The 21,537-nt window shown below is 63.3% G+C and carries 23 protein-coding genes; 14 read left to right on the top strand and 9 right to left on the bottom strand.

Annotation, left to right across the window (positions count from 1 at the left end; genetic code table 11):
- Positions 1 to 126 precede the first annotated feature (126 nt).
- Positions 127 to 1,398, top strand: a complete 1,272-nt coding sequence (locus FVW59_RS01020) for a glycosyltransferase (RefSeq protein WP_148062387.1) — start codon at positions 127 to 129, stop codon at positions 1,396 to 1,398.
- A gap of 29 nt (positions 1,399 to 1,427) precedes the next feature.
- Here FVW59_RS01020 and FVW59_RS01025 read toward each other — a convergent pair whose 3' ends face one another.
- The 5 genes from FVW59_RS01025 to FVW59_RS01045 form a co-directional block, all read right to left on the bottom strand.
- Positions 1,428 to 2,501, bottom strand: a complete 1,074-nt coding sequence (locus tag FVW59_RS01025) for a glycosyltransferase family 2 protein (RefSeq protein WP_148062388.1) — start codon at positions 2,499 to 2,501, stop codon at positions 1,428 to 1,430.
- The gene (locus tag FVW59_RS01030) at positions 2,477 to 3,403 is read right to left on the bottom strand and encodes an NAD-dependent epimerase/dehydratase family protein (RefSeq protein WP_148062389.1); all 927 of its coding nucleotides are present in this window, start codon (positions 3,401 to 3,403) and stop codon (positions 2,477 to 2,479) included. The genes FVW59_RS01025 and FVW59_RS01030 overlap by 25 nt, the downstream gene beginning before the upstream one ends.
- A complete protein-coding gene (locus tag FVW59_RS01035; protein WP_148062390.1) occupies positions 3,396 to 4,511 on the bottom strand; it encodes a glycosyltransferase family 4 protein in 1,116 nt (371 codons plus the stop codon). Before FVW59_RS01035 ends, FVW59_RS01030 begins: the two co-directional genes overlap by 8 nt.
- Before the next feature lie 106 nt (positions 4,512 to 4,617).
- Positions 4,618 to 6,564, bottom strand: coding sequence for a 1-deoxy-D-xylulose-5-phosphate synthase (gene dxs, locus FVW59_RS01040; RefSeq protein WP_148062391.1), 1,947 nt, complete (start codon positions 6,562 to 6,564; stop codon positions 4,618 to 4,620).
- Positions 6,565 to 6,641: 77 nt separating this feature from the next.
- Complete coding sequence (locus tag FVW59_RS01045; protein WP_148062392.1) at positions 6,642 to 7,370, bottom strand: SGNH/GDSL hydrolase family protein; 729 nt, start codon at positions 7,368 to 7,370, stop codon at positions 6,642 to 6,644.
- Positions 7,371 to 7,511: 141 nt separating this feature from the next.
- Here FVW59_RS01045 and FVW59_RS01050 point away from each other — a divergent pair, with 141 nt between their 5' ends.
- On the top strand, positions 7,512 to 8,717 hold the full coding sequence (locus tag FVW59_RS01050; RefSeq protein ID WP_148062393.1) for a GGDEF domain-containing protein: 1,206 nt from the start codon (positions 7,512 to 7,514) through the stop codon (positions 8,715 to 8,717).
- Positions 8,718 to 8,724: 7 nt separating this feature from the next.
- On the opposite strand, the gene FVW59_RS01055 is transcribed toward FVW59_RS01050, so the two are convergent.
- The gene (locus tag FVW59_RS01055; protein ID WP_148062394.1) at positions 8,725 to 9,123 is read right to left on the bottom strand and encodes an RNA-binding S4 domain-containing protein; all 399 of its coding nucleotides are present in this window, start codon (positions 9,121 to 9,123) and stop codon (positions 8,725 to 8,727) included.
- Positions 9,120 to 9,788: a GMP/IMP nucleotidase gene (yrfG, locus tag FVW59_RS01060; RefSeq protein ID WP_148062395.1), complete on the bottom strand. Its 669-nt coding sequence runs from the start codon at positions 9,786 to 9,788 to the stop codon at positions 9,120 to 9,122. The genes FVW59_RS01055 and yrfG overlap by 4 nt, the downstream gene beginning before the upstream one ends.
- 120 nt (positions 9,789 to 9,908) lie before the next feature.
- Here yrfG and cysQ point away from each other — a divergent pair, with 120 nt between their 5' ends.
- The 12 genes from cysQ to FVW59_RS01120 all read left to right on the top strand — a co-directional run bounded on the left by cysQ (position 9,909) and on the right by FVW59_RS01120 (position 19,615).
- A complete protein-coding gene (cysQ, locus tag FVW59_RS01065; protein WP_148062396.1) occupies positions 9,909 to 10,754 on the top strand; it encodes a 3'(2'),5'-bisphosphate nucleotidase CysQ in 846 nt (281 codons plus the stop codon).
- A gap of 97 nt (positions 10,755 to 10,851) precedes the next feature.
- Positions 10,852 to 11,091: a YdcH family protein gene (locus FVW59_RS01070; protein WP_148062397.1), complete on the top strand. Its 240-nt coding sequence runs from the start codon at positions 10,852 to 10,854 to the stop codon at positions 11,089 to 11,091.
- Between the two features lie 73 nt (positions 11,092 to 11,164).
- Positions 11,165 to 12,061, top strand: coding sequence for an MBL fold metallo-hydrolase (locus FVW59_RS01075; protein WP_148062398.1), 897 nt, complete (start codon positions 11,165 to 11,167; stop codon positions 12,059 to 12,061).
- A 131-nt stretch (positions 12,062 to 12,192) separates the two neighbouring features.
- Complete coding sequence (locus tag FVW59_RS01080) at positions 12,193 to 12,849, top strand: thermostable hemolysin (protein WP_281290162.1); 657 nt, start codon at positions 12,193 to 12,195, stop codon at positions 12,847 to 12,849.
- On the top strand, positions 12,846 to 14,330 hold the full coding sequence (locus FVW59_RS01085) for an AMP-binding protein (RefSeq protein ID WP_187275701.1): 1,485 nt from the start codon (positions 12,846 to 12,848) through the stop codon (positions 14,328 to 14,330). The genes FVW59_RS01080 and FVW59_RS01085 overlap by 4 nt, the downstream gene beginning before the upstream one ends.
- Positions 14,327 to 14,998: an iron-containing redox enzyme family protein gene (locus tag FVW59_RS01090; RefSeq protein ID WP_148062401.1), complete on the top strand. Its 672-nt coding sequence runs from the start codon at positions 14,327 to 14,329 to the stop codon at positions 14,996 to 14,998. Before FVW59_RS01085 ends, FVW59_RS01090 begins: the two co-directional genes overlap by 4 nt.
- A gap of 9 nt (positions 14,999 to 15,007) precedes the next feature.
- The gene (locus FVW59_RS01095) at positions 15,008 to 15,826 is read left to right on the top strand and encodes an SDR family oxidoreductase (protein ID WP_148062402.1); all 819 of its coding nucleotides are present in this window, start codon (positions 15,008 to 15,010) and stop codon (positions 15,824 to 15,826) included.
- Positions 15,826 to 16,485, top strand: coding sequence for a response regulator (locus FVW59_RS01100; protein ID WP_148062403.1), 660 nt, complete (start codon positions 15,826 to 15,828; stop codon positions 16,483 to 16,485). The genes FVW59_RS01095 and FVW59_RS01100 overlap by 1 nt, the downstream gene beginning before the upstream one ends.
- Positions 16,482 to 17,798: an ATP-binding protein gene (locus tag FVW59_RS01105; RefSeq protein WP_148062404.1), complete on the top strand. Its 1,317-nt coding sequence runs from the start codon at positions 16,482 to 16,484 to the stop codon at positions 17,796 to 17,798. The genes FVW59_RS01100 and FVW59_RS01105 overlap by 4 nt, the downstream gene beginning before the upstream one ends.
- Positions 17,785 to 18,108: a cupredoxin domain-containing protein gene (locus FVW59_RS01110; protein WP_148062405.1), complete on the top strand. Its 324-nt coding sequence runs from the start codon at positions 17,785 to 17,787 to the stop codon at positions 18,106 to 18,108. Before FVW59_RS01105 ends, FVW59_RS01110 begins: the two co-directional genes overlap by 14 nt.
- Positions 18,109 to 18,113: 5 nt before the next feature.
- On the top strand, positions 18,114 to 18,905 hold the full coding sequence (locus FVW59_RS01115) for an FTR1 family protein (RefSeq protein ID WP_148062406.1): 792 nt from the start codon (positions 18,114 to 18,116) through the stop codon (positions 18,903 to 18,905).
- Positions 18,902 to 19,615 carry a hypothetical protein gene (locus tag FVW59_RS01120; RefSeq protein ID WP_148062407.1) on the top strand — a complete coding sequence of 238 codons (714 nt, stop codon included), beginning with the start codon at positions 18,902 to 18,904 and terminating at the stop codon, positions 19,613 to 19,615. The genes FVW59_RS01115 and FVW59_RS01120 overlap by 4 nt, the downstream gene beginning before the upstream one ends.
- 12 nt (positions 19,616 to 19,627) lie before the next feature.
- Here the strand turns inward: FVW59_RS01120 and FVW59_RS01125 are convergent, their stop codons facing one another.
- Positions 19,628 to 20,095 carry a methylated-DNA--[protein]-cysteine S-methyltransferase gene (locus FVW59_RS01125; RefSeq protein ID WP_148062408.1) on the bottom strand — a complete coding sequence of 156 codons (468 nt, stop codon included), beginning with the start codon at positions 20,093 to 20,095 and terminating at the stop codon, positions 19,628 to 19,630.
- Positions 20,092 to 21,516 (bottom strand): AlkA N-terminal domain-containing protein, encoded by a 1,425-nt coding sequence (locus tag FVW59_RS01130; RefSeq protein ID WP_148062409.1) that lies wholly within the window; start codon positions 21,514 to 21,516, stop codon positions 20,092 to 20,094. The genes FVW59_RS01125 and FVW59_RS01130 overlap by 4 nt, the downstream gene beginning before the upstream one ends.
- Positions 21,517 to 21,537 lie beyond the last annotated feature (21 nt).

Genomic DNA, 21,537 nt, shown 5'->3' on the forward strand with positions numbered 1-21,537 from the left:
ATTTTTTTATTGGAATAACGGCAATGCCGTGGGGAAGATAAGTGCTGAGGCAAAATCTATTATTTTGGTGGAGCTTCCGAGCCTGAGCCAAGTCTTTCAGAATTACTTAATCGGTGAGCTTTTCCAATGGGTAAACAGCTTTCATTAACTTTGGTGGTGGTGGCGGCACATCATAATACTAATAACGTTGCATCGCAGAGATTTAGGGAGCTTCTCAAGTATTTGGACACTCGGGATTTGAGAACATTTGTCGTCAGCCGACAAGTGCCTGGTGGCGAGTCAAATGGGACATACCAAAACATTCCAGTCGTTGGAAATGTGTACACACGATCAGCCGGACTGCCACATCTCTTGATTTTGTTGCTATGCGCACTCTACTCAAAGTTGCCATTGCTAATCCAGCGCTTTACCAGATGGAATTGGGCTATCAATGCATCTTCGGTCGCAGCGGATATTGTTTCTTCGGAACTTTCGCAAGGACGGCGCTGTATCGTGCTCGGCACTTTCTGTCCCCTGGACAGCCTTGTTGCGGCTCGGTGTGCAGCCGGACAGCGCGGGGCTTTGCTTATTCAGGATTTTAGGGATGGCCTGGGCTTCGAGCCGATTGGCCATCAAGGGTGGGGGCATATGATGATCAAGCGTCTCTTCGAATGGTCGACCTCCCGCAGTGCGAATGCGTTGATAACAGTCAGTGAACCGATTGCCGCGCATTTGCGCACACGGTTTCCACATAAGCGCGTCCAGATTATACCGAACGGTTATGATCGCGAAATCTTTGACGCTGAGCCAGCGGCCGTATCGCAGGCTGCTGACCGGTTTGTCAGGCGGTATGTCACACCGAACGCGATCCTTCTGGGGCACTTTGGCAGGGTTCGTTTGAGTGATCCGACCAGCCAGCCCAGCCTCACTCGACTGCTGAGCGCCCTCAGCGAACTGCCGCGTGACATCTCTGGAAAAGTCCATTTACTGTTCATGGGCGAGCTTTCCCGTGATGAAGAAGTCGCGGTGTGCGAGTCTGGTTTGCATTTTTCACTGCTGAAACCTCGCTCCCGCCATATGGCCATCGCGTTTATGCGGAAGATGGATGGACTTCTTCTATTGACTGGCACCAGACGCAGTGTGGTAACCGGGAAGGTATTCGATTATCTCGCTGTACGACGTAGCATCTTGCAGTTCACGTGCGTTCGCAATGAGGCCTCCCGAATCATCCTGGCACATTCGAACATGCACCTCATCTGTGTAGGTCCCAATGAGCCAGTTCCATCTGTACTGCAGCGATGGGTTGCAAGCCTTGGCGATGTCACTTTGGATTACGAGGTAGACAAATCCTTCGATAAATTAGAGCAAGCGAGAGCATTCAAAAGCCTGCTGAGAGAGGTAGCAGTTCAAATGTCATGAGCTGTTTCAGGTTGACGATTTCTGTTTTGCTACAGCTTGTTCTCCCGCCGGTCAGGCCCAGACGAAACTGAGGGGATCCCGTACTTTAGAAGCATGGCCAGTTTTCGGGGTTTCCAGCTAAAGGCACTGAAGTACTCGAGTGCACTTGTACGTCGGGTAGATTGCACTTGTTGGCGGTGTGCCAGCAGGAAACGGAATTTCTGTCCGAGTGCCCTTATCGCAGCGAAGTAGATGTCGGCGAATACCTCGGGCCTGCGTTTCAGTGTGCTGAGCAGGAGGCCCTCCATTAAAAGGGTCAGTATACTGATGAGCAAACTGGGCCAGACAAGGATTGTTGGTGTGCAGGTGAGCAGCACCGACAGTTTGTTTCGCTCACTCATAAACCGGCGTTCTATGGTGCTCGCAAGCCGTCCATTATGGTCCGGCCTGTTGCCGCCGAAGCTGTGCCCCTGGCGATGGCGGTAGCCGCTACCACCTAGAGCGATGACCTTGAGGCCAGCTAGCCTGGTACGGCAGCAGAGATAGAGGTCTTCTCCAATGGAGCCCATCCACTCCGGGAACCCGCCCATATCACGCCAATGTGACCCACTAATCCAAAGGCAGGCCCCGATAGTCATTGCGACTTCGGAAATACGCTCGTCCCGGTTCGGTATCGGGTTGTAGAACGGGTCGATCGAACAGCCCCGGTCCACCAACTCGCCTGAAGCCCAGTCAAACTGGGGCAAGGTGAAAACGTTATCTCCGTGGTCCCTCTGGCCTTGCATCAGCGTGTCGAGGGCATCTGGAAGTAGAGCTGCATCGTTGTTGAGAATCAGTAGGAACTGGCCCTTCGCCTCCTCAACCATACGATTATTGGCAATACAAAACCCCACATTGCTGTCGCTGGCGATGACCTTTACCTGGGGGTAACGGGTGGCAAGAAATTGCAGGGATTCCGGGTCCGAGGCATCGTCGTGCACGATGATTTCCGCGCGTACATTGCCGGTCTGGTTGAGTACCGAATCGATGCAATCGGCAAGCAGGTCTATGCCCCGGTAGTGCGCAATGCACACCGACACCTGCGGGCGCCCGCTCGGTTCTAGCCGGCCGATTTGCTGATCCATTCCCAGGTGGCCTTCAGGCCCGTGGCAAGGTCGTATTGAGGCTGCCAGTCAAACTGGCGCCGGGCTTTTGCACTGTCGAAGCGCACCTCACTGGCATCGACGGCCCTGGCGGGGGTGAATTGCAGGTCTATGGGCCGGCCCGCTGTTGTCGAAATTCTCTCCAGTAGCTGCTTCACGCTGACGTTTTCACCGCTCGATGCGTTGTAGGTGTGTGTGCCAGGGCTGCCACCGTCATCAATGGCTTTTGCCAGCAGGGTCACCAGATCATCGATGTAAAGGTAATCCCGTGTGGCGCTGCCGTCCCCCCAGATTTCCAGCGGCTCACTGTGTTTCAGTGCCAGCAGCGCCGCCGGAATAATGCCAAAGCCCGCGCGCGCCTGCTGGCCCGGGCCATACACGTTGGATGGCCGAAAGATACTCGCTGAACCGCCGAACTGGTTCGCCCAGGCAGTAATCAGCATTTCCGCCGCCACCTTGGTGGCGCCGTGGTAGGAGGCGGGGCGCAGCAGGTCGGCTTCGGTAAAAGGACGTTCGCTGCTGCTGCCGTAGGTGGCCCCGGCGGATGAAAGATAGATGAGGTGTGCGTGGGTATTCGTTTGCAGCTTTTCCAGCAGTACTCCCAGGGGGCGAAGGTGCCTGTCGACTTCGTCAACAGGCTTGCCGGCGCTGCTGCCGGGGGTGCTGGAGGATGCGGCGTAAACGATACAGGCGCATTCTCCCAACAGGCTGTCCAGTTCCGGCGCTGATTCCAGCCCGCCGGTGATGTAGTGAACACCGGGGACCGGGTCGTCGGGTTGGCGCCGCACCAGCGCCTGAATGGGTCGTGCGCCCCGGCTGAGGTGCGTACACAGGGCCCGCCCTATGAAGCCACCGGCGCCTATCACCAGTACGCTGTCAGTCATGGTGGGGCTCGCTCAGCTTTCGATAGAGTGCGACGTAGCGTCCGGCGCAGTCCGCCCAAGTGCCAATCTCGCTGGCCACCCACTCGCGGGCGGCGATGCCAAGTTGCTGGTTGCTCGCCGGGCTTTCCGTGGCTTGCAGCGCTGCCGCATAGTCACCGGGCATTGAACAGAGCGAGCCGGTAATGCCTTGTTCCACCAGATTCCGGTGCGCCGGCAGGTCGGAGGCAATGATCGGCAGGGTGGCAGCCATCGCCTCAAGCATTACCTGGGGGCGCCCTTCGGCATGCTGGCTCAGGGTGATGAGCCCTGCCGCCTTTGGGAACCAGTCCCGGGCCAGAACCTCGGGTGACGCGGCGCCGTGGTAGTGAACCCAGTCGGGCAGGGTAATGGTTTCCTGCATCGGGCCGATCAGGTGCAGTTCGCGCTGCTGGTTGCGGAACAGTGGCTCGGACCATTCCAGAAGATGGCCGAGCTTGTTTTTGGTCAGCCGGGTGACGGCGAGCCATTGGGGGCGTTCCAGGTCGGGTTGCCGGTCAATGGCGAACCAGATGGGGTCAATGCCGAAGGGCACGGGCTGGATGATGGCCAGGTCGCCAAAGGCTTTGCTCAATGGCTCTGCCATCCATTCCGCATTGGGGCAGATGGCCACCGGCCGCCTGCGCATCACGCGGCGCAATGCGGTCTTTACCAGCGGCAGTGAAAGTAGCTTGAGGTCGGTGCCCAGCACCGTCATCAGTACCGGCGCGCCGGAGCGGGGCAGGGGCAGGGCGGTTTGCAGCCAGTTCAGGTGGTAGATGTCGGGGCGCTGCTCCCGGCGATAGAGGCTGCGCAGGTAGGCCAGCAAGCGCAGCGGTGAGGACAGTGCAGCCAAACCGCCAGAGCGCATGAGGTGGGCGATGCCGCCCTTGTCCATCAGGCCTTTCAGCCAGGCGGATTCCGCAGGGGTGGAAACGGCCTGCGCTGTGGCGGGCAGCGGACCGGGCGGGGTCCACATGGAAAGCGAGATGTCGTCCCGCTCCGCCAATGCATGGGCCAGGTGGCGAATGAACACGCCGCGCCAGTCGGTGTCATCGGTGGGGTAGGAGGTGGCGACGAACAGTAGCTTCATTGGGTATGCCACTGGGCTACGTCTGGATGGCAGTGGATCGTATCCCCGCCTGCGCAGGGAGGACGCGGTAGAGAACCTGGCAGCGTACCCATCAAACCGGGGCGGGCTATTTCAGGGAGCTCTTGACGGCGTCTTCCACGGTAAACAGTTGGGTGGCGCCAGAGGCGTTGGCGATGCGCACGATGCTCTCGGCGGTCATGCCCGAGGCTGCCCGCTGCTGCTCCTGCCCGCCGTGCTCGTGAAACTCGTCACTCAGCCCCAGTGTCCTGATGGTCCCGTGGAAATCAACTTGCATCAGATACTCCGTCACTGCCGAACCGGCGCCGCCGGCGATGGCGTTGTCTTCCAGGGTGATGATCAGGGCGCAATCCGCTGCCAGTTGCTGCAGCAGGGCTTCGTCCAGCGGTTTGACCCAGCGCATGTCCACTACAGTTGCATTCAACTCTTGCCCGGCCTTGATCGCCTCCGGCAGCAGCGCGCCAAAACTGAGAATGGCCACGCGCTCGCCTTTGCGAACCGTCACCGCCTTGCCAATCTCCATCCCGACCATTTCCTCGGCCACCAGCGCGCCCGGCCCGGTGCCGCGCGGGTAGCGCACCGCGCTCGGCCCCTCGTGCCGGTAGGCCGCCGTCAGCATCTGCCGGCACTCGTTCTCGTCGGAGGGCGCGCCGATCACCATGTTGGGAATGCAGCGCAGAAAGCTGAGGTCGAAGGCGCCGTGGTGGGTGGGGCCGTCCTGGCCGACCAGGCCGGCGCGGTCGATGGCGAAGGTCACGTCAAGGTTCTGCAGGGCCACGTCGTGGATGAGCTGGTCGTAGCCGCGCTGCAGGAAGGTAGAGTAGATGGCCACAACCGGCTTCAGGCCGTCACAGGCCATGCCGGCGGCCAGGGTGACCGAGTGCTGCTCGGCGATGGCTACGTCGTAATAGCGGTCGGGGAAGCGTTTGGCGAAGTCCACCATGCCGCTGCCTTCGCACATGGCGGGGGTAATGCCTACCAGGCGGGGTTCTTTCGCCGCCATGTCGCACAGCCAGCGGCCGAACACGTCCTGGTATTTGATTTTCTTCGGTGCCGAGTGCGTGGTCCCGGCGTCCGGCAGTGCGGGCTGGGGACCCTTTGGCTTGGCCTCGATCTTGTTGATGGCGTGGTAGCCCACCGGATCGCGCTCGGCCGGGGCGAAGCCCTTGCCCTTCATGGTGCGGATGTGCAGGAACTGGGGGCCCTCCAGGTCCTTCATGTTTTCCAGGGTCTGGATCAGGCCGGGCAGGTCGTGGCCGTCGAGGGGGCCGATATAGTGCCAGCCCAGTTCCTCGAACAGGGTACCGGGGGCCACCATGCCCTTCATGTGCTCTTCGGTGCGCTTGGCCAGTTCCCAGGCGGGGCGGATTTTCTCCAGCACGCGCTTGGAGCCTTCGCGCAGGGCGATATAGGTCTTGCTGGCCCAGATCTTGGCGAAGTATGTGGCCAGGCCGCCGGTGTTGTAGCCGATGGACATCTGGTTGTCGTTGAGGATCACCAGCATATCGGGGCGCTCGTGGCCGCCGTGGGCCAGGGCCTCGATGGCCATGCCGCCGGTGATGGCGCCGTCGCCGATCACGGCGATGACTTTGCGATCAATGCCCTGCTGTCGCGCGGCCAGGGCCATGCCCATGGCAGCGGAGATGCTGGTGGAGGAGTGCCCCACGCCAAAGGTGTCGTACTCGCTTTCACTGCGCTTGGGAAAGCCCGCCAATCCGCCGGCCTGGCGCATGGTGTGCATCTGCTGCATGCGGCCGGTGAGGATTTTGTGGGGGTAGGTCTGGTGGCCCACGTCCCACACGATGCGGTCGTCAGGCGTGTTGAACACGCGGTGCAGGGCAATGGTCAGTTCCACCACGCCCAGGCCCGCGCCGAAATGGCCGCCGGTCTGGCCGACGGTGTACAGCAGGAAGGCGCGCAGTTCCTCCGCCAGGGCCTCGAGCTGGGCCGAGCTGAGCTCGCGCAGTTGGCGGCCCTGGTCGACAGCGTCCAGCAAGGGGGTAGTGGGGCGGATAATGGGGATGTCCTGCAACATTCGGCGATTCTAGCGCATTTTGGGGCCGAATGAATGACCGGCGGCGGGCAATATTCACTGCCTGATGACGGCCTTCGCTAGGGGAATTTGGCCGGGAAGTCCTCCCTCAGTGCCTGTCGCAGCAGCAGGTCCAGCCGCAGGTAGCCGGCCGGGTTCAGGTGCACGCCCCCGGAGCGGAAGAAAGTGGAGTCCGGTTTGCCGTCGGCGCCGGCGAGCAGGGGGTTGGGGTCGATCAGCTCGAAGGACGGGTGGTCCATGCCCCAGTCGGAGAGTTGCGTGATAACGGCGTTGATGGTGGGCCAGTCCCCGGTCTGCAGGGGGCTGCGGATGGGCGCGAATACATAAAAGCGGCTGCGGCTGCTGAGACGGGTGTCCAGTGTGACCAGGCGCTGGATGGAGGTGCTCAACTGCTCGGCGTTATGACTGGCACGAAGGTGGAATTCGCTGGGGCCGGGTAGCAGCACCACCGCGGCGGGGCGGTAAAAGCTCACCAGCCGCTCGTGATAGTGGATAAAGTCGTCCACTGTGGCGTTGCCGACTGAGCGCACCAGCACCGGCATGGGGCTCACGGTCGCTTCGAGGTGGGGCCACAGGGAGGCGCGGCGGCCGCCGATGACCACAATGGGTTTGGCCGGCAGTGAGGAGCGGTCATCCTCGCGGATATAGCGATCCACCTCACTCTGCCATGCCAGCGGGGAGGCGTTGCTGGTAGCCAGGCTCTCGCGCGTCACCAGGATGGCCAGGTGGATAAGCGGCAATAGCAGCAGCATCGCGCAGAACGCGCGGATTGTTTTCCAGGAGTACATACTCCGGGCCCCTGAGTTTTTTCGGAGTGTGTCGGAATTCAGCGGGGCAGGCAATCGGCGGCAGGGTTCCCCTGTGACCGGGTTCTCAGCTTTGTTGTTTGCCGCTAAAGGCGCCGGGCGGGGGCGATGTAGCATGCAGCCATGATCTATCAGCGCAGCATTCCCGCCGAAGAGCTGTTCTCCGCACAGTTGGAGATGCTCATGCACAGCGGCCGCATCGCCACCGTCACCGCCAACATGCTCGGCGTGCTGGCGACGATGGTGCTGTTCTGGCAGTTCGTGGAAGTCAGCTGGTTGCTGGTTTGGGCCTGCGCGGTACTCGTCATGTTGCTGGCCCGCTCCCTGTATATGAGCAACGCGCTGGTGGAGCGGCGCTATCTGGAGCGCCCGCGGCGCGCTTACTGGCAGCTCCTGGTGGGGGCGGCGATCACTGGTGCGGTGTGGTCATCGACCTATATTGCCGCCACCTTCCTGGTGCCGGAACCGGTCCAGCTGGTATTTCTACTGCTTATTTTCATGGTCATCACCCTGTCCATGGGGGTGACTCTGGCGCTGCGTGAATACTTTATCGTCCATCTTTTTACCTCACTCTGGCCCATTGCCTGGTGGTGCATGGCGCACTACTGGGAGCAGGGCAACAATCTGCTGGTCGGGTTGTTCACCCTCGGTGTGTGCGCGGTACTGCTGGTGGTGAGCAACCGGGTGTATTTATCCTTTCGCAACATGATTGCCCTGAACTGGGAGCGCGAGACGATGTCGCGGGAGCTGGGAGACCTGACCCACTCCCTGCGCGAGCGCAACCGCCAGTTGCTGGACGCCCGCGCACAATTGACGGATCTGGCCAATGTCGATGAGCTGACCGGCCTCGGCAATCGCCGGGTGGTGAACCAGGTGCTGCGGGAAGAGATCAACCGCGCCCGGCGCAGTGGTGGCGAGCTGTCGGTGATCATGCTGGATGTGGATTACTTCAAGAACTACAACGATACCTACGGCCACCCCGCGGGCGACGTGGTGTTGCAGCGCCTGGCGGACCTGATGCAGCGGGCCACGGCCCGCGCCGGGGAAGTGGTGGCCCGCTACGGCGGCGAGGAGTTCATGCTGATCCTGCCGGGCGCCGGGGAGCACTCGGCGCTGCGTACCGCCGGGCGCCTGAAGGAACTGGTACTGGCGGAGTGCATCCACCACGGGCAATCCCTGGTGTCGCCGTACATAACGGTCAGCCAGGGCGTGGTCAGCATCCGCCCGGGGGCCAGCCTGGAGCCGGCGGACCTGGTCAAGGTCGCCGATCGAGCCTTATACGAAGCCAAGGATTCAGGCCGCAACGCCATCGCGTTTGCTGAGGTTTGAGCCTTACCTACTCGTCCATTGAGTCCCGGAACCGGTGAATCTGGCGGCGCTGCTTTTTGGTGGGCCGGTGCGCCGGGCGGTCGATCATGCCGCCGGCGGCCTTGCGGGCGGCGGCCTCTGCTTCGCGGCGGGCCACGGAATCTTCGGTTTCCCGGTAAAGCTGCTGCGCCTCTGGTGCGCCGCGCCGCTGGTCTGACAGCGCCTCCACCACCACGTCCCTGACATCCCAGCCCTGGCGAATCTGCAGGCGGTCGCCCACGTTGATTTCTCGCGACACCTTGACGCGGTTTCCATCCAGCTGGACTTTGCCGCCCTCGATGGCGGCCTTGGCCAGGCTGCGGGTTTTAAAAAAGCGCGCCGCCCACAGCCACTTGTCGATGCGCACTCTGGTGGGAGCCTCGCTCATGAGGTGCGGGCCGCGCCGGGCATGATTTCGTCGAAGTGGTGAATGCCGGGGAAGCGGGTATCAATGCGTTTCTGCCGCTGGCTGTCGGGTTGCAGCAGGGTCAGCAGGTGGGCGATACCGTAGGTCTGGGCCGCGTCCAGCACGGTTTCGGTATCGTCTATCAGCAGCGTGCGCGCCGGATCGAAGGGATGGTGATCCTGCAGGGCGTGCCAGAAGGCCTGGTCTTCCTTGGCGGCAGCCAGTTCGTGCGACACCACAATGCGGTGGAACCAGGGCGTGATATCCACCTGCTCCATCTTGATGTCCAGGGTCTTGCGGTGGGCGTTGGTCACCAGTACCACTTCCTGCGCGCCGGCCCGCAGGGTGTCCAGGAATTCGGGCACATGGGGGCGCAGTTTCACCATGTGCTTCAATTCCCGCTTCAAGGCGGGAATGTCCAGGTCGAGCTGCTCGCTCCAGTAGTCCACACAGTACCACTCCAGCGTACCGCGGTTCTGGCTGATACGCGCCAGCAGGGCGTCGCTGGCTTCCTGCTCCGGCAGGTTGTTGCGGCGGGCGTACTCGCGGGGGATGTGCTCGGTCCAGAAGAAGTTGTCGAAGTGCAGGTCCAGCAGGGTGCCGTCCATATCCAGCAGTACGGTGTCGATGCTGTCCCAGTCGATCATGGTGAGGTTCCGCTCGCGTCTGTGGGTGGAAAGGGCTGCGTATTATGCCGATTTTTGCCCTTGAACGCAGTGTGTGTGCCGGCGATGGTATAGTGGCGATATTGCCATCTGGAACCTGCCGTGAACGACCTGTCCGCCCTGATTCCCCCATTACTCACGCTCAGCCAACAGGCGGGCGAGGCCATCTGCCTCCACTATCATGCGCCGGGGGATGTGGAGGTGGAGTCCAAGCACGATGACTCGCCCCTGACCCGGGCCGACCTGGACTCCCACGTTATCCTGCGCGAGGGGCTCAGGACCCTGGCGGGCGGCCTGCCGGTGCTGTCGGAGGAGTCGTCGCCACAGACCAAGTCACTGCGCCGCGACTGGCCCCGCTACTGGCTGGTGGACCCGTTGGACGGAACCAAGGAGTTCGTCGCCGGTACCGGCGAGTTCACCGTCAATATAGCCCTGATCGATGAACACCGCCCGGTGCTGGGGGTGCTCTACCAACCCCTGGCGCGACTGGCCTATGTGGGCATCCCCGGTACCGGCGCCTGGCGCTATGCGCCGACGGGCAGCGCGCACTGGCAGGGTGAGGCCATCCATACCCGCCACCTGCGCGAGGGCCGGCCGCTCTCGGTACTGGCCAGCCGCCGCCACCGGGGCGAGCGTTTGCGCAACGCGCTGGCCTGGCTGGAGCAGGCCTGGGGGCCACTGGAGCGCCATAACAGTGGCAGCGCGCTCAAGTTCTGCCACCTGGCGGAGGGTGAGGGCGATTTCTACCCCCGCTATTCGCCCTGCTGTGAATGGGACGTCGCCGCTGGCCAGGCGCTGGTGGAGGGCGCCGGTGGCGCGGTGTTGGGGCTGGACGGCGACCCGCTGCGATACAACCTGCGCGACACCTTGCTGAGTGCGCCCTTCCTGGCCATCGCCGCGCCCGGCCACGCTCTGTGGCGGCGCTACCAGGCGGAATTGGCGGAATAGTGCTGGCTGCAGGGGCGCTCGCTTGTCACCGCAATCGAAGTGGGTATAGAGTGAGCGACTGTCCTGAGCGGCTTTGTTGTGGAGCGGTGCAATGAACATGAGAGAGCCCCCTGAAGGTAACGACCGCGGGGAGGCAGCCAACGAATTGATTACCCCGGCCATGCGGCTACAGGACCTGATGGCTCGCCACCGGGCGCTCGACCTTCGCATTGATGCGATGTACAACTATCCCTCCCAGAACCAGATTCTCCTGCAGCGACTTAAAAAAGAAAAATTGCGCCTGAAAGACGCCATCGAGCGCCTGAAAGACGAACTGATCCCCGACCTCAACGCCTGAGCATACGGCCTCTGCAAGAGGATTGCGGCGGCTTTGAGCCGGGTTTCGCCCACTGATAGAAAAGGGGACAACCATGCGTTCACTGACTTTACTGCTGCTGTGCACCACTACCCTGGTCGCCAGCCTGCCCCTGGGGGCCCAGGAAGAGGAACTGAAAGTCTCCGTTAGCACCCTGCCCGCGCCGCTGCACCTGTTGCAGGGGCGTGGCGGCAACGTGATTGCCTCGGTGGGGGACGACGGGGTGCTGATCATCGACGACGATTACACCAACTACGCCCCCGCCTATGCCGGGGTACTGGACGGCCTGGCCGGGGCCGGCGAAGGCACCCCGCGCTTTGTACTTAACACCCACTGGCACTTTGACCACACCGGTGGCAACGCCTACTGGGGCGAGCGCGGAGCGGTCATCGTGGCCCATGACAATGTGTATCAGCGCATGTCCACCCGCCAGGAAATGAAGGCCATGGACCGCGTGGTGGAGCCCAGCCCGAGGCCGGCCCTGCCGGTGGTGACCTATGCCGACGCCGTCGCCCTGCGTTTCAATGGCGGCACCATTGAGGCGCAGCACTACCCCCGCGGCCATACTGATGGCGATTCCGTGGTGTACTTTGTGGAACAGAACGTGGTGCACATGGGGGACCATTTCTTCAAGGACAACTTCCCCTTCGTGGACCTCGGTTCCGGCGGCAGCGTGCAGGGCTACCTGGCCAACGTGAAGGCGGTGCTGGAGCGCATCGATGGCAATACCGTGATTGTGCCGGGCCATGGCAGCCTGGCGAAAAAGGCGGACCTGCAGCGCTATGCCGACATGCTGGAGTCCACCATCGACATCGTCAGTGAGCGCCTGGAAGAGGGCGCCGACGTTGAGGAGATTGTCACCCAGGGCCTGGGGCAGAAGTGGGAAAGCTGGGGTGGGGGTTTTATCGACGAGGCGCGCTGGATCAAGACGATTGAGGCAAGTCTGAATTAATCCGCGACAGGTTTTTCCTTAAGTTTTCACTAAGGACTCAGCGCTAGTCTGCCCCTGTAGCTTCAGGGAGAGCAGGCAAAGTGCACACATCCATAGCGTTATCAGCGCCAGCCCCCGGCGCATCGCCCGCCGTGTTGGAGACGAACCACGGACTCCCGGAACTCCGGGTTTTCGATCGGGCCGGGGCGGGGCGGGATCAGTTGGAACACTATATCGGCGGCGTATTTGCCGCCGCTTACGGCGCCGCGGTGAGTGGTTTCATGCCGCTACTGGCGGGCCTGTACGGGGGCGCTGAACCCGAGGCCGCTCTGGGCCTTCGCAGCGCCGCCCGCCAGAGCCTGTTCTGCGAGCAATACCTTGAGCGACCGGTAGAGCATTTCACCCGCAGCCTGTACGGGGTGACAGTGCGTCGCTCCCAGGTGATGGAACTCGGTAACCTGGCGGTCTCCCGCGGCGGCCACAGCGGCATCCTCTATTTGCTGGTCGCTTGCGCCCTGCGCGCGGCGGACGTGGATTTTCTGCTATTTGCCGGCAACAAGGCTGTGCGCCGTTCGATTGCCCGCTGCGGTTTCTCGCCGCGTCCGATTCAGGCTGCGCGGCCGGAATGCCTGCCTGATGGCGGGCGTTGCTGGGGAAGCTACTACGCGTCCGAGCCCGTTGTCATGCTGGCGGATATCCGCAGAATTGTACGCCAGGCGGGCACCCAGCCAGGCATGGTGGCGCTGATGGCACACTATGCCGGAGCGATCGACAGCCTGGCTGCCGCAGTGGCCCGGGAGGCGGCGTGAACGCCCTGCTGGCGTCCCTGCGGGAGCGGGCGCAGCGCGATCCGGAAGCGATAGTGCTGACCGGCTCCACGGTTACCTACACCGCAGCGGCGCTGCAAGGCGAAGTACAGGGGTTGGCCAACTTGTTCCGTGAGCAGGAAGTGCAGCGCCTGGCTCTGCATGCTGACAACAGCCCGGGCTGGATCATCATCGACCTGGCGGCGCAGTTGGCGGGGGTGGTACTGGTGCCCGTCCCCACCTTTTTTACTGCCGACCAGGTGCGCTGGCTGCTCGATGCCGCTGGCGTGGATGCGGTGGCATCGACGTCGGAAGCGGTCTTGGTAGCAGCTTTCTGCACAGAATCCCGTGTCACGTTGCTCGACGGGCTGTCGATGGCGTTCCGGCCGGCGGTGGCCGCGACACCTCTGCCCGAGCGCACCGCCAAGATTACCTTCACCTCCGGGTCTACCGGCCAGCCGAAGGGCGTGTGTCTGTCCACAGAGCAGTGCCTGGTGGTGGCGCGCTCACTGCTGCAGCGTACTGCACTCACGAAGGTGCGCCACCTGGCTTTGCTGCCCCTGCCGACACTGCTGGAAAACATCGCCGGGGTGTACCTGCCTTTGCTGGCTGGTGGGCAGGTCTGTGTGCCGGGCAGTGCCGACACCGGTCTGGCGGGAAGCAGCGGCCTGGATGCGCAGCGCTTTCTGGCTTTGCTGGCCCGGGAGCGGCCCGAGAGCCTGATCCTGGTGCCGGAGTTGCTGCGGGTGCTGGTCGGCGCCACGGCGGCGGGCTGGGTTGCGCCGGACTCCCTGCGTTTCGTGGCGGTGGGCGGCGCCCGGGTGGCGCCCGCTCTGGTGAGCCGTGCCCGCGCAGCGGGTTTACCGGTTTACGAGGGTTACGGCCTGTCCGAGTGCGCCTCGGTAGTAGCGCTGAATGGCCCCGGAAATGACCGCCCCGGCACCTGCGGTCAGGTACTTCCGCATCTGGTAGTGCATGTGAATGACGGTGAATTACAGATCGAGGGCAATGCCTTTCTCGGCTATCTCGGGGATCCGGAGTCCTGGTATCCCGAGCGGGTGGCCAGCGGTGATCTGGGCAGGCTGGAGGAAGGCTTCCTGGTAGTTGCAGGACGCCGCAAACACCTGCTGATTACTGCCTACGGCCGCAATGTGAGCCCGGAGTGGGTGGAGAGTGAACTGCTCGCTAGCGGTGCTCTGCTGCAGGCTGTGGTGCTTGGCGATGCAAGGGCCAGTTGCTGCGCGCTGCTCTACCCCCGCGATGCCGCGATGTCCGATGCCAATCTTCAGGCGCTGGTGGACGCCGCCAATGAACGCCTGCCTGACTACGCCCGAATCGGTGCCTGGCAGCGGTTGTCCGCGCCCCTGTCTGCCCGCGATGGCCTGCTGACTCCGAATGGCAAACCCCGCAGGCAGGTGATTGCCGCTCGCTTTCAAGGTGCTATCGATTCCCTCTATCAACCCGAGGAGTTACCTCAGCTATGAGCTTTTACCAACACTTGCTGGATACCACCACCGCGGGCCGGGAGGCCCTGCAGGGCACATCCCTGGTGCGCGATGCCCTCGAGGGCCGGCTCACCCGCGAGCGCTACGCGGCCTTTCTCTGCCAGGCCTTCCACCACGTGCGGCACACCGTGCCCCTGCTGATGGCCACCGGCAGCCGTCTGCGCCCCGACCAGGAGTGGCTGCGGGTGGCCATTGCCGAGTACATCGACGAGGAAACCGGGCACCAGGAGTGGGTGCTGAACGATATCGCCGCCTGTGGCTATGACCGTGACCTTGCGGAGCACAGCGCCCCCAATGCGGCCACTGAACTGATGGTCGCCTATGCCTACCACCTGATCGATCGCGGTAACCCGCTGGGATTCTTTGGCATGGTTCACGTGCTGGAGGGCACCAGTATCGCGGTGGCCGATGCCGCGGCGTCCAGCATCATGGTCTCCACGGGCCTGCCGCCTGCCGCATTTACCTACCTGCGCTCCCACGGTGCGCTGGATATTGACCACGTGGATTTTTTCCGCGGGCTCATGGATCGCATTGAATCGCCGCAAGATCAGCAGGTCATCCTGCATGCGGCGAACATGTTCTACCGACTCTATGCCGATGTCTTTCGCAGTGTAGAGAGTGAACAGGCGGCCGCGCTGGCGGCCTGAGGATGGCGTATGAAAATTGACGGGAAACGCATGGTGTTGACCGGCGCCTGTGGTGGCCTGGGTCGCGCCGTGGCTCAGCGCCTGGCGGAGCGGGGCGCGCGCCTGTTGCTGGTGGGTCGGAATGACGAAGTCTTGCAGGCGCTTTGCGATGGCCTGCCGGGTGGTGAACACGGAGTAGTCGTGGCCGATCTGGGTAGTAGCGCCGGGGTGAGCGCGGTGGTCGCGGTGGCCGGCGAAGCGGTGGACGGTCTGATCAACTGCGCTGGCGTCAATACCTTCGGGCTGTTCAGCGAGCAGGGTTCTGGTGAGCTGCGGCAGATGTTGGCTGTGAATGTCGAGGCACCGGCGGCATTGATTCGCGGTCTTCTGCCGGTATTACGTGAACACAATTCGGTAATTGTGAATGTGGGCTCGACCTTCGGCGCTATTGGCTATCCGGGGTTCTCGGCGTATTGTGCCAGCAAGTTCGCGCTGCGCGGTTTGACCGAAGCGCTGGCGCGGGAACTGGCGGATACGCCTGTCTCGGTGCGCTATTTCGCGCCCCGGGCCATTCGTACCGCCATGAACTCAGAGCGGGTGGAGGCCATGAACGCGGAACTGGGAAATGCCATGGACCCGCCGGAAGTGGTGGCCGAGGATCTGGTCCGGTTTGTCGAGAGCGACGAGCGGCGCCGCGATAGCGGTTGGCCGGAACGCCTGTTTGTGCGCATTAACGCCCTGCTGCCGCGACTGGTGGACAAATCGCTGGCCAGTACCTTGCCGGTCATAACCCGTTACGCCCGGCGTGCGGACGCCGTTGTCGATGCGGCGCGGGAGCCCGCTGCCTGATGCGCATCCTGCTGGTGGAAGATGACCTTTCACTGGCCAGTGGCCTGCAGGCGGCCCTGGGCCGGGAGGGCTTTGTGGTCAATCATGTGGCCTGTGGTCGCGAGGCCCTGGCCGCCATTCGCGCCGAGGCGCACGACATGGTGGTACTGGACCTGGGGTTGCCGGACATGGACGGGCTGCAGGTACTGTCGGAATTGCGCGGGCGCAAGGACCAGACGCCGGTCCTGTTGCTGACGGCTCGCGGCGAGGCGGAAGACAAAGTGGCCGGGCTGGATCGGGGCGCTGACGACTATCTTGCCAAACCCTTTGATATGCAGGAACTGGCGGCGCGACTGCGGGTGTTCGCGCGGCGCTTGTCGACGGCTGCCAGTAGCCAGGTCAGCATTGGCCCGGTGGTGCTGGATGCCGCCGCCCACACTGTTACGGTGGATGGTGAGACACTGAACCTGCCGCGCAGGGAGTACATGTTGCTCAAAGCCCTGATGGAAAGTGCCGGAAAGGTCCTGACCCGCTCTGTCCTTGAAAATCACCTCTACAGCTGGGGCGAGGAAGTCGCCAGTAACGCGCTGGAGGTCCACGTGCACCATCTGCGCCGCAAATTGCCGGATGACTTTATCCGCACTGTGCGCGGCATTGGCTATACCATCGCGGCGGTATGACGTCCATTCGCATTGCGCTGGTTGCCATGTTGATCGCCGCGTTTACGCTGGTGTCATTCCTGGCGGCGCTGCTGGGTTATCGCGCCAGCATGGACAAAGCCGAAGAATTGCTGGATACCCAGCTGCGCTACGCGGTGGAAATCCTGCGCTACAGTGAAGCGGATGATGTATTGCAAGCAGAACAGCCGTCCAGCGATGGCCTGGCATTTCAGGTATGGCGCGATGGTCGCTTGCTGCATCGGGCAGGTATCAGCGGCGAGCAAGCCATGGCGCGCTTCGCGCCGGGTTATGACTACGCGAACTTTGACGGTTTTCGCTGGCGCACGCTCACTGTCGCCGGGGCGGACGATACCTGGTATCAAGTGGCCGAGCGCGCCGATCTGCGTTACACCCTGGCCGAGCGGGTCGTACTGGCATCGATTCTGCCGCTGCTCACCTGGCTTCCTGTGGCCGCCATCCTGATCTGGTTTCTCGTGGGCTGGGGCCTGGCGCCACTGCGTGCCCTGTCGCAGCAGATCAACCGCAAGGCCAGCGACGACCTGGAGCCGCTGGTGTTCCCCGCACCGCCCGCGGAATTACAGCAGCTGGTGCACTCCACCAACGCCCTGCTGGCGCGTCTTTCGTCGGCGCTGCAGCGGGAGCGCGACTTTGCTTCCCATGCCGCCCACGAACTGCGCACACCCATCAGTGGCCTGAAAATCCATCTTCACAACCTGTCGCAGGACTTGCCGGCGAACCATCCCTCGCTGGCGCATACACGCGCTGATGTCAGCCGTATGCAGCATCTGGTGGAGCAGGTACTGGACCTCTCCCGTACCCAGCCGGAGTTGATGCGCGGCCAGTTCGACAGTGTGGATTTGCACTCACTGGCTGAGCGAGTGTCCGCGTCACTGTGGCCGGTGTTTACCGAAGCCGGCCTGTCATTGTCGCTGGGTGGAGGTTCCTGCGTGGTGGCAGGGGACGAGGGCATGCTGGATACCCTGTTGCGCAACCTGCTGGACAACGCCCGGAAATACGCCGGTCGCGGCAGCGAGGTGGAGGTGAGCACCGGGCGGCGGGACGGGCAGGCCTGTCTGGTGGTTGCCGACAATGGCCCGGGGATTCCCGCCGCCGAGCGTGAGCAGGTTTTCCGGCGTTTCTACCGGGTGGATGGCGGCAGCGGCGCCGGCGGCGCCGGCCTGGGCCTGGCGATTGTCTGGCAGATTGCCCAGCTGCACGGTGCTGAAGTGGCCCTGGAAGCGCCAGCTACGGGCAGCGGCCTGGTCGTCGTCGTGCGCTTTCCGCATACGGACGGTCCACGTGAGCTGGCGTAGCATTGTTTTCTGCTTGCTTGTTCCTGTGGCGGGAACGGTCTCGGCGGCACCGGAGTTTGAGCTGGTGATACGCGATCACCTGTTTGAGCCTTCGGAGCTGACTGTCCCGGCCAACACCCGGGTCAAGCTGGTAGTGCGCAACGAGGACCCAACGCCGGAGGAATTCGAAAGCTACGAGCTCAATCGCGAGAAGGTCATCCTGGGCGGGCGCAAGGCGGTGATTTTTATCGGGCCGCTGACTCCCGGCACCTATCCCTTCTTCGGTGAATTCAACCCCCTGACCGCCCAGGGGCGGGTGATTGCGGAGTAGCGGTGATGCTGATCAATTCCGTCATTCTGGTGCTGCGCGAAGTGCTCGAGGCCGCCATTCTGGTCACTGCGCTGCTGGCGCTGGCCCGCATTACCCGCCTCGGCTTTGCCTGGCTGTGGCCGGCCGTGGTGGTATCGCTGCTGGGGGTATTTACTCTGGCTGCGGTGCTGGGTGCTGTGACCGACATGCTGGATGGCACCGGGCAGGAGGTGACGAATGCTGCACTGCAGTTTGGCGTATTTCTGCTGGTGTGCGCCGTGATCGTGGATGTCCGTGAGCGCGAGGATGGCCGGCGCTACTCGCATTCTACCGGCTACCTGATGGCGCTGGCGGTTGCCCTGGCGGCGACCCGGGAAGGATCTGAGATTTTGCTCTATGTGCAGGGCTTTGCGGGTATCGACCAGTATCGCCAGAGTGTGCTGCTTGGCAGTGCCCTCGGGGCGGGTATCGGCGTGAGTGCCGGTACGCTGTGTTATTGGGCGCTGGTGTCCCGGCCGGGCCGGCGGGCCTTCGTATTCTGTCTGGCAAGCCTGTGCCTGCTGGCGGCTGGCATGGTGATGCAGGCTGCGATGTTGCTGGACCAGGCCGGATGGATTGTCAGCCCGAGCCCGGTGTGGGACAGCAACTGGCTGCTCAGCGAGGACTCTATCACCGGAGAGCTGCTGAACGCTGTGCTGGGCTATGAAGCCACGCCCAACGCGGTGGAACTCGGTCTTTACCTGGGCAGTCTCGCGCTGGTCACGATCGCGAGTGTTTACGCGGCGCGCCCGTGGGTTTCGGGGGAGAAAGGATTATGAAGGTCACATCAACCGGAGCGGCTGCGGTGCTGCTTGTCCTCAGCCTGCCGGCGCTGGCCGATGGGCTTGCCGTGGACAAGGTCTACCATCCCTACGTGGACCCGCTGGTCTGGGAGTTGGAATGGCGGGCGATAGTCGCCGATGACAACCCGGCCACGGGGGAGGGCCGCAGTCAGTTGCACCGCTTCAGCGTGGGTCGCGCGGTAGCGCCCAACGTGATGCTGGAGGCCTATCTCCTTGGCTCGGACAGTGAAGAAAGTGGATTCGCCATTGAGGCCTACGAGCTGGAGACCCTTTGGCAGATCACCGAACAGGGTGAATATGCGCTGGATTACGGCCTGTTGTTCGAGCTTGAAAAAGAGCGCGGTGAAGACAGCTGGGAGAGCGCCGTGTCGCTGCTACTGGAGCGCGAACTGGGGCGCTTTAGTGTGGCGGCCAACCTGGAGGCGGCCTACGAGTGGGGTGATGATATCCGCGATGAGTGGGAGACGGGGCTGGCCCTGCAGGGGCGCTACCGTTACCGCCCGGAATTTGAACCGGCGGTAGAGTTCTACAAAGGTGAAGACACCGCCGGCCTGGGACCTGCCGGCCTCGGTAATTTTCGCCTTGGCCCCGGTCGCAGCCTGCACTGGGAGGCGGCGGTGATCGTCGGTCTGGACAGCGCTACCCCGGACTACACCCTGCGAACCCTGCTCGAATACGAATTCTGAGCGTGCGCCCGCTCAGGCGAACCCGGCGATACCTTCCAGCGCCAGCAACTGGCGCTTGATCGTCAACCCTCCGGCATAGCCGGTCAGCGAGCCGTCGCTGCCAATCACCCGGTGGCAGGGCACCACGATGGGCAGCGGATTGCGGCCGTTGGCGGCGCCCACTGCACGCACCGCTGTTTCCCGGCCAATGGCGCTGGCGATATCGCGATAGCTGCGCAGCTCACCGTGGGGGATGGCATGCAGGGCCTTCCACACAGCTTGTTGGAACGGCGTGCCATTTCCCGCCAGGGGCAGGGCGAACGCCCTGCGTTGCCCCGCGAAATATTCAGCCAACTGGGTGGCAGCGCTTGTCAGTACCGAGTCGTTGTGGGCCGGGTGGGCTTGCCGGTGGTCGCCGGGGAAGTGAATGGCGACCAGTGCCTGGCCGTCGGAAACCAGCTGCAGCTCGCCAATCGGGCTGCTGATTTTCAGGGTGTTCACAGGCTTCTCCAAAGAAGGTTGGCCGCATAGGCACCAAAGGGCCGCCAGCGGCTGGCGGCGGTGTTCAGTGGCACACCGCCGTGGTCGAGCGCCTCCCAGGCGCGGATCAGGCCCAGGTCTTTCGGCGGAAAGCAGTCCGGGTCACCGAGGCCGCGCATGGCGACCATGGCCAGGGTCCAGGGGCCGATGCCAGGCAGGGCCTCCAGGCGCTCTAGCAAATCGGTGGCGGTGCCCCCGGCATTGCGCTCACAGAGCATGGCGCAGGCCGCCCGCAAACTGTCCCGGCGGCGCGACGGCATGGCGAAGGCCTCATTGGGCAGGGCGGCGATGCCCGCGGGGCTGGGAAAATCGCCGGTGTCAGTGGCGGTGGCCAGCCGGGCGCCAACCGTTCTGGCCGCGCCGATGCTGACCTGCTGTCCGACGATGGCCCGCACCGTGGCCTCTGCCGGGGACCACACCACCGGTGAACGAATGCCGGGGTAGCGTTGCAGCAGCGGGCGCAGGGCCGCGTCGCGTGCGAGTACTTCGGTGACTGCGGCGGGGTTGGCGTCCAGATCAAACATGCGTCGCACCCGCGCCACCAGCGGCATCAGGGCAATGGCCCCGTCGCTGTGTACCCGCAGTGTCAGCGCTGCCCGACCGGGCATTGGCGCCACTGAAAAGCGCAGCGGAACGCCGTCCAGTATGGCCCGGCGTTCGTAGTGCCCGGCGCTGACCGTCTCGATACCCTCGATGGCGTGGCGGGCGAAGAAGTCGATCACGCCGTCCCAGTCATAGGGCTCCCGGTATTGCATTTGCAGCTGGATTCCCTCTTCATCGCTAGCGGCCCGGCGCCGCAGGGCGGTGGGCGCAACGCCGTAGCTGGCCTGGATGGCGCTGTTGAAGCGCCGCACGCTGCCGAAGCCGGCGGCAAAGGCGATGTCGGTCATGGACAGGGACGATTCCACCAGTAACTGCCGGGCGAACAGCAGCCGCCGGTGCTGGGCGACCGCCTGGGGCGAAACGCCCAGTTCGCGTCGGAACAGCTTGCGCAGGTAGCGCTCGCCCACACCGAGCCGGTTTGCCAACTGTTCCAGCGAGCCCTCGTTCAGGGCGCCGGCATTGATCAGGCTCAGCGCGCGATTTACGGTAGTGCTGCTGCCCTGCCAGGCGGGGCTGCCTGGCGCGGCTTCCGGCCGGCAGCGCAGGCAGGGCCTGAATCCCGCCGCCGCGGCCTGGCTGGCCTCGCGGAAGTAGCGCACGTTTTTTTCCGCAGGCAATTTCGCGGGGCAGATCGGGCGACAATAGATACCGGTTGAGCGTACGCCGAGGAAGAACTCGCCGTCGAAGCGCGGATCCCGCGACAGACGCGCGCGGCGGCAGGTCTCCGGGTCGGGCAGGCCGCTGGCGTATTGCAATGCTGGGGTGGTTGGCGTTTCCATGGCTGCACTATAGCCCCGGTG

Source organism: Parahaliea aestuarii, from assembly GCF_008064635.1.
GTDB lineage: Bacteria > Pseudomonadota > Gammaproteobacteria > Pseudomonadales > Halieaceae > Parahaliea > Parahaliea aestuarii.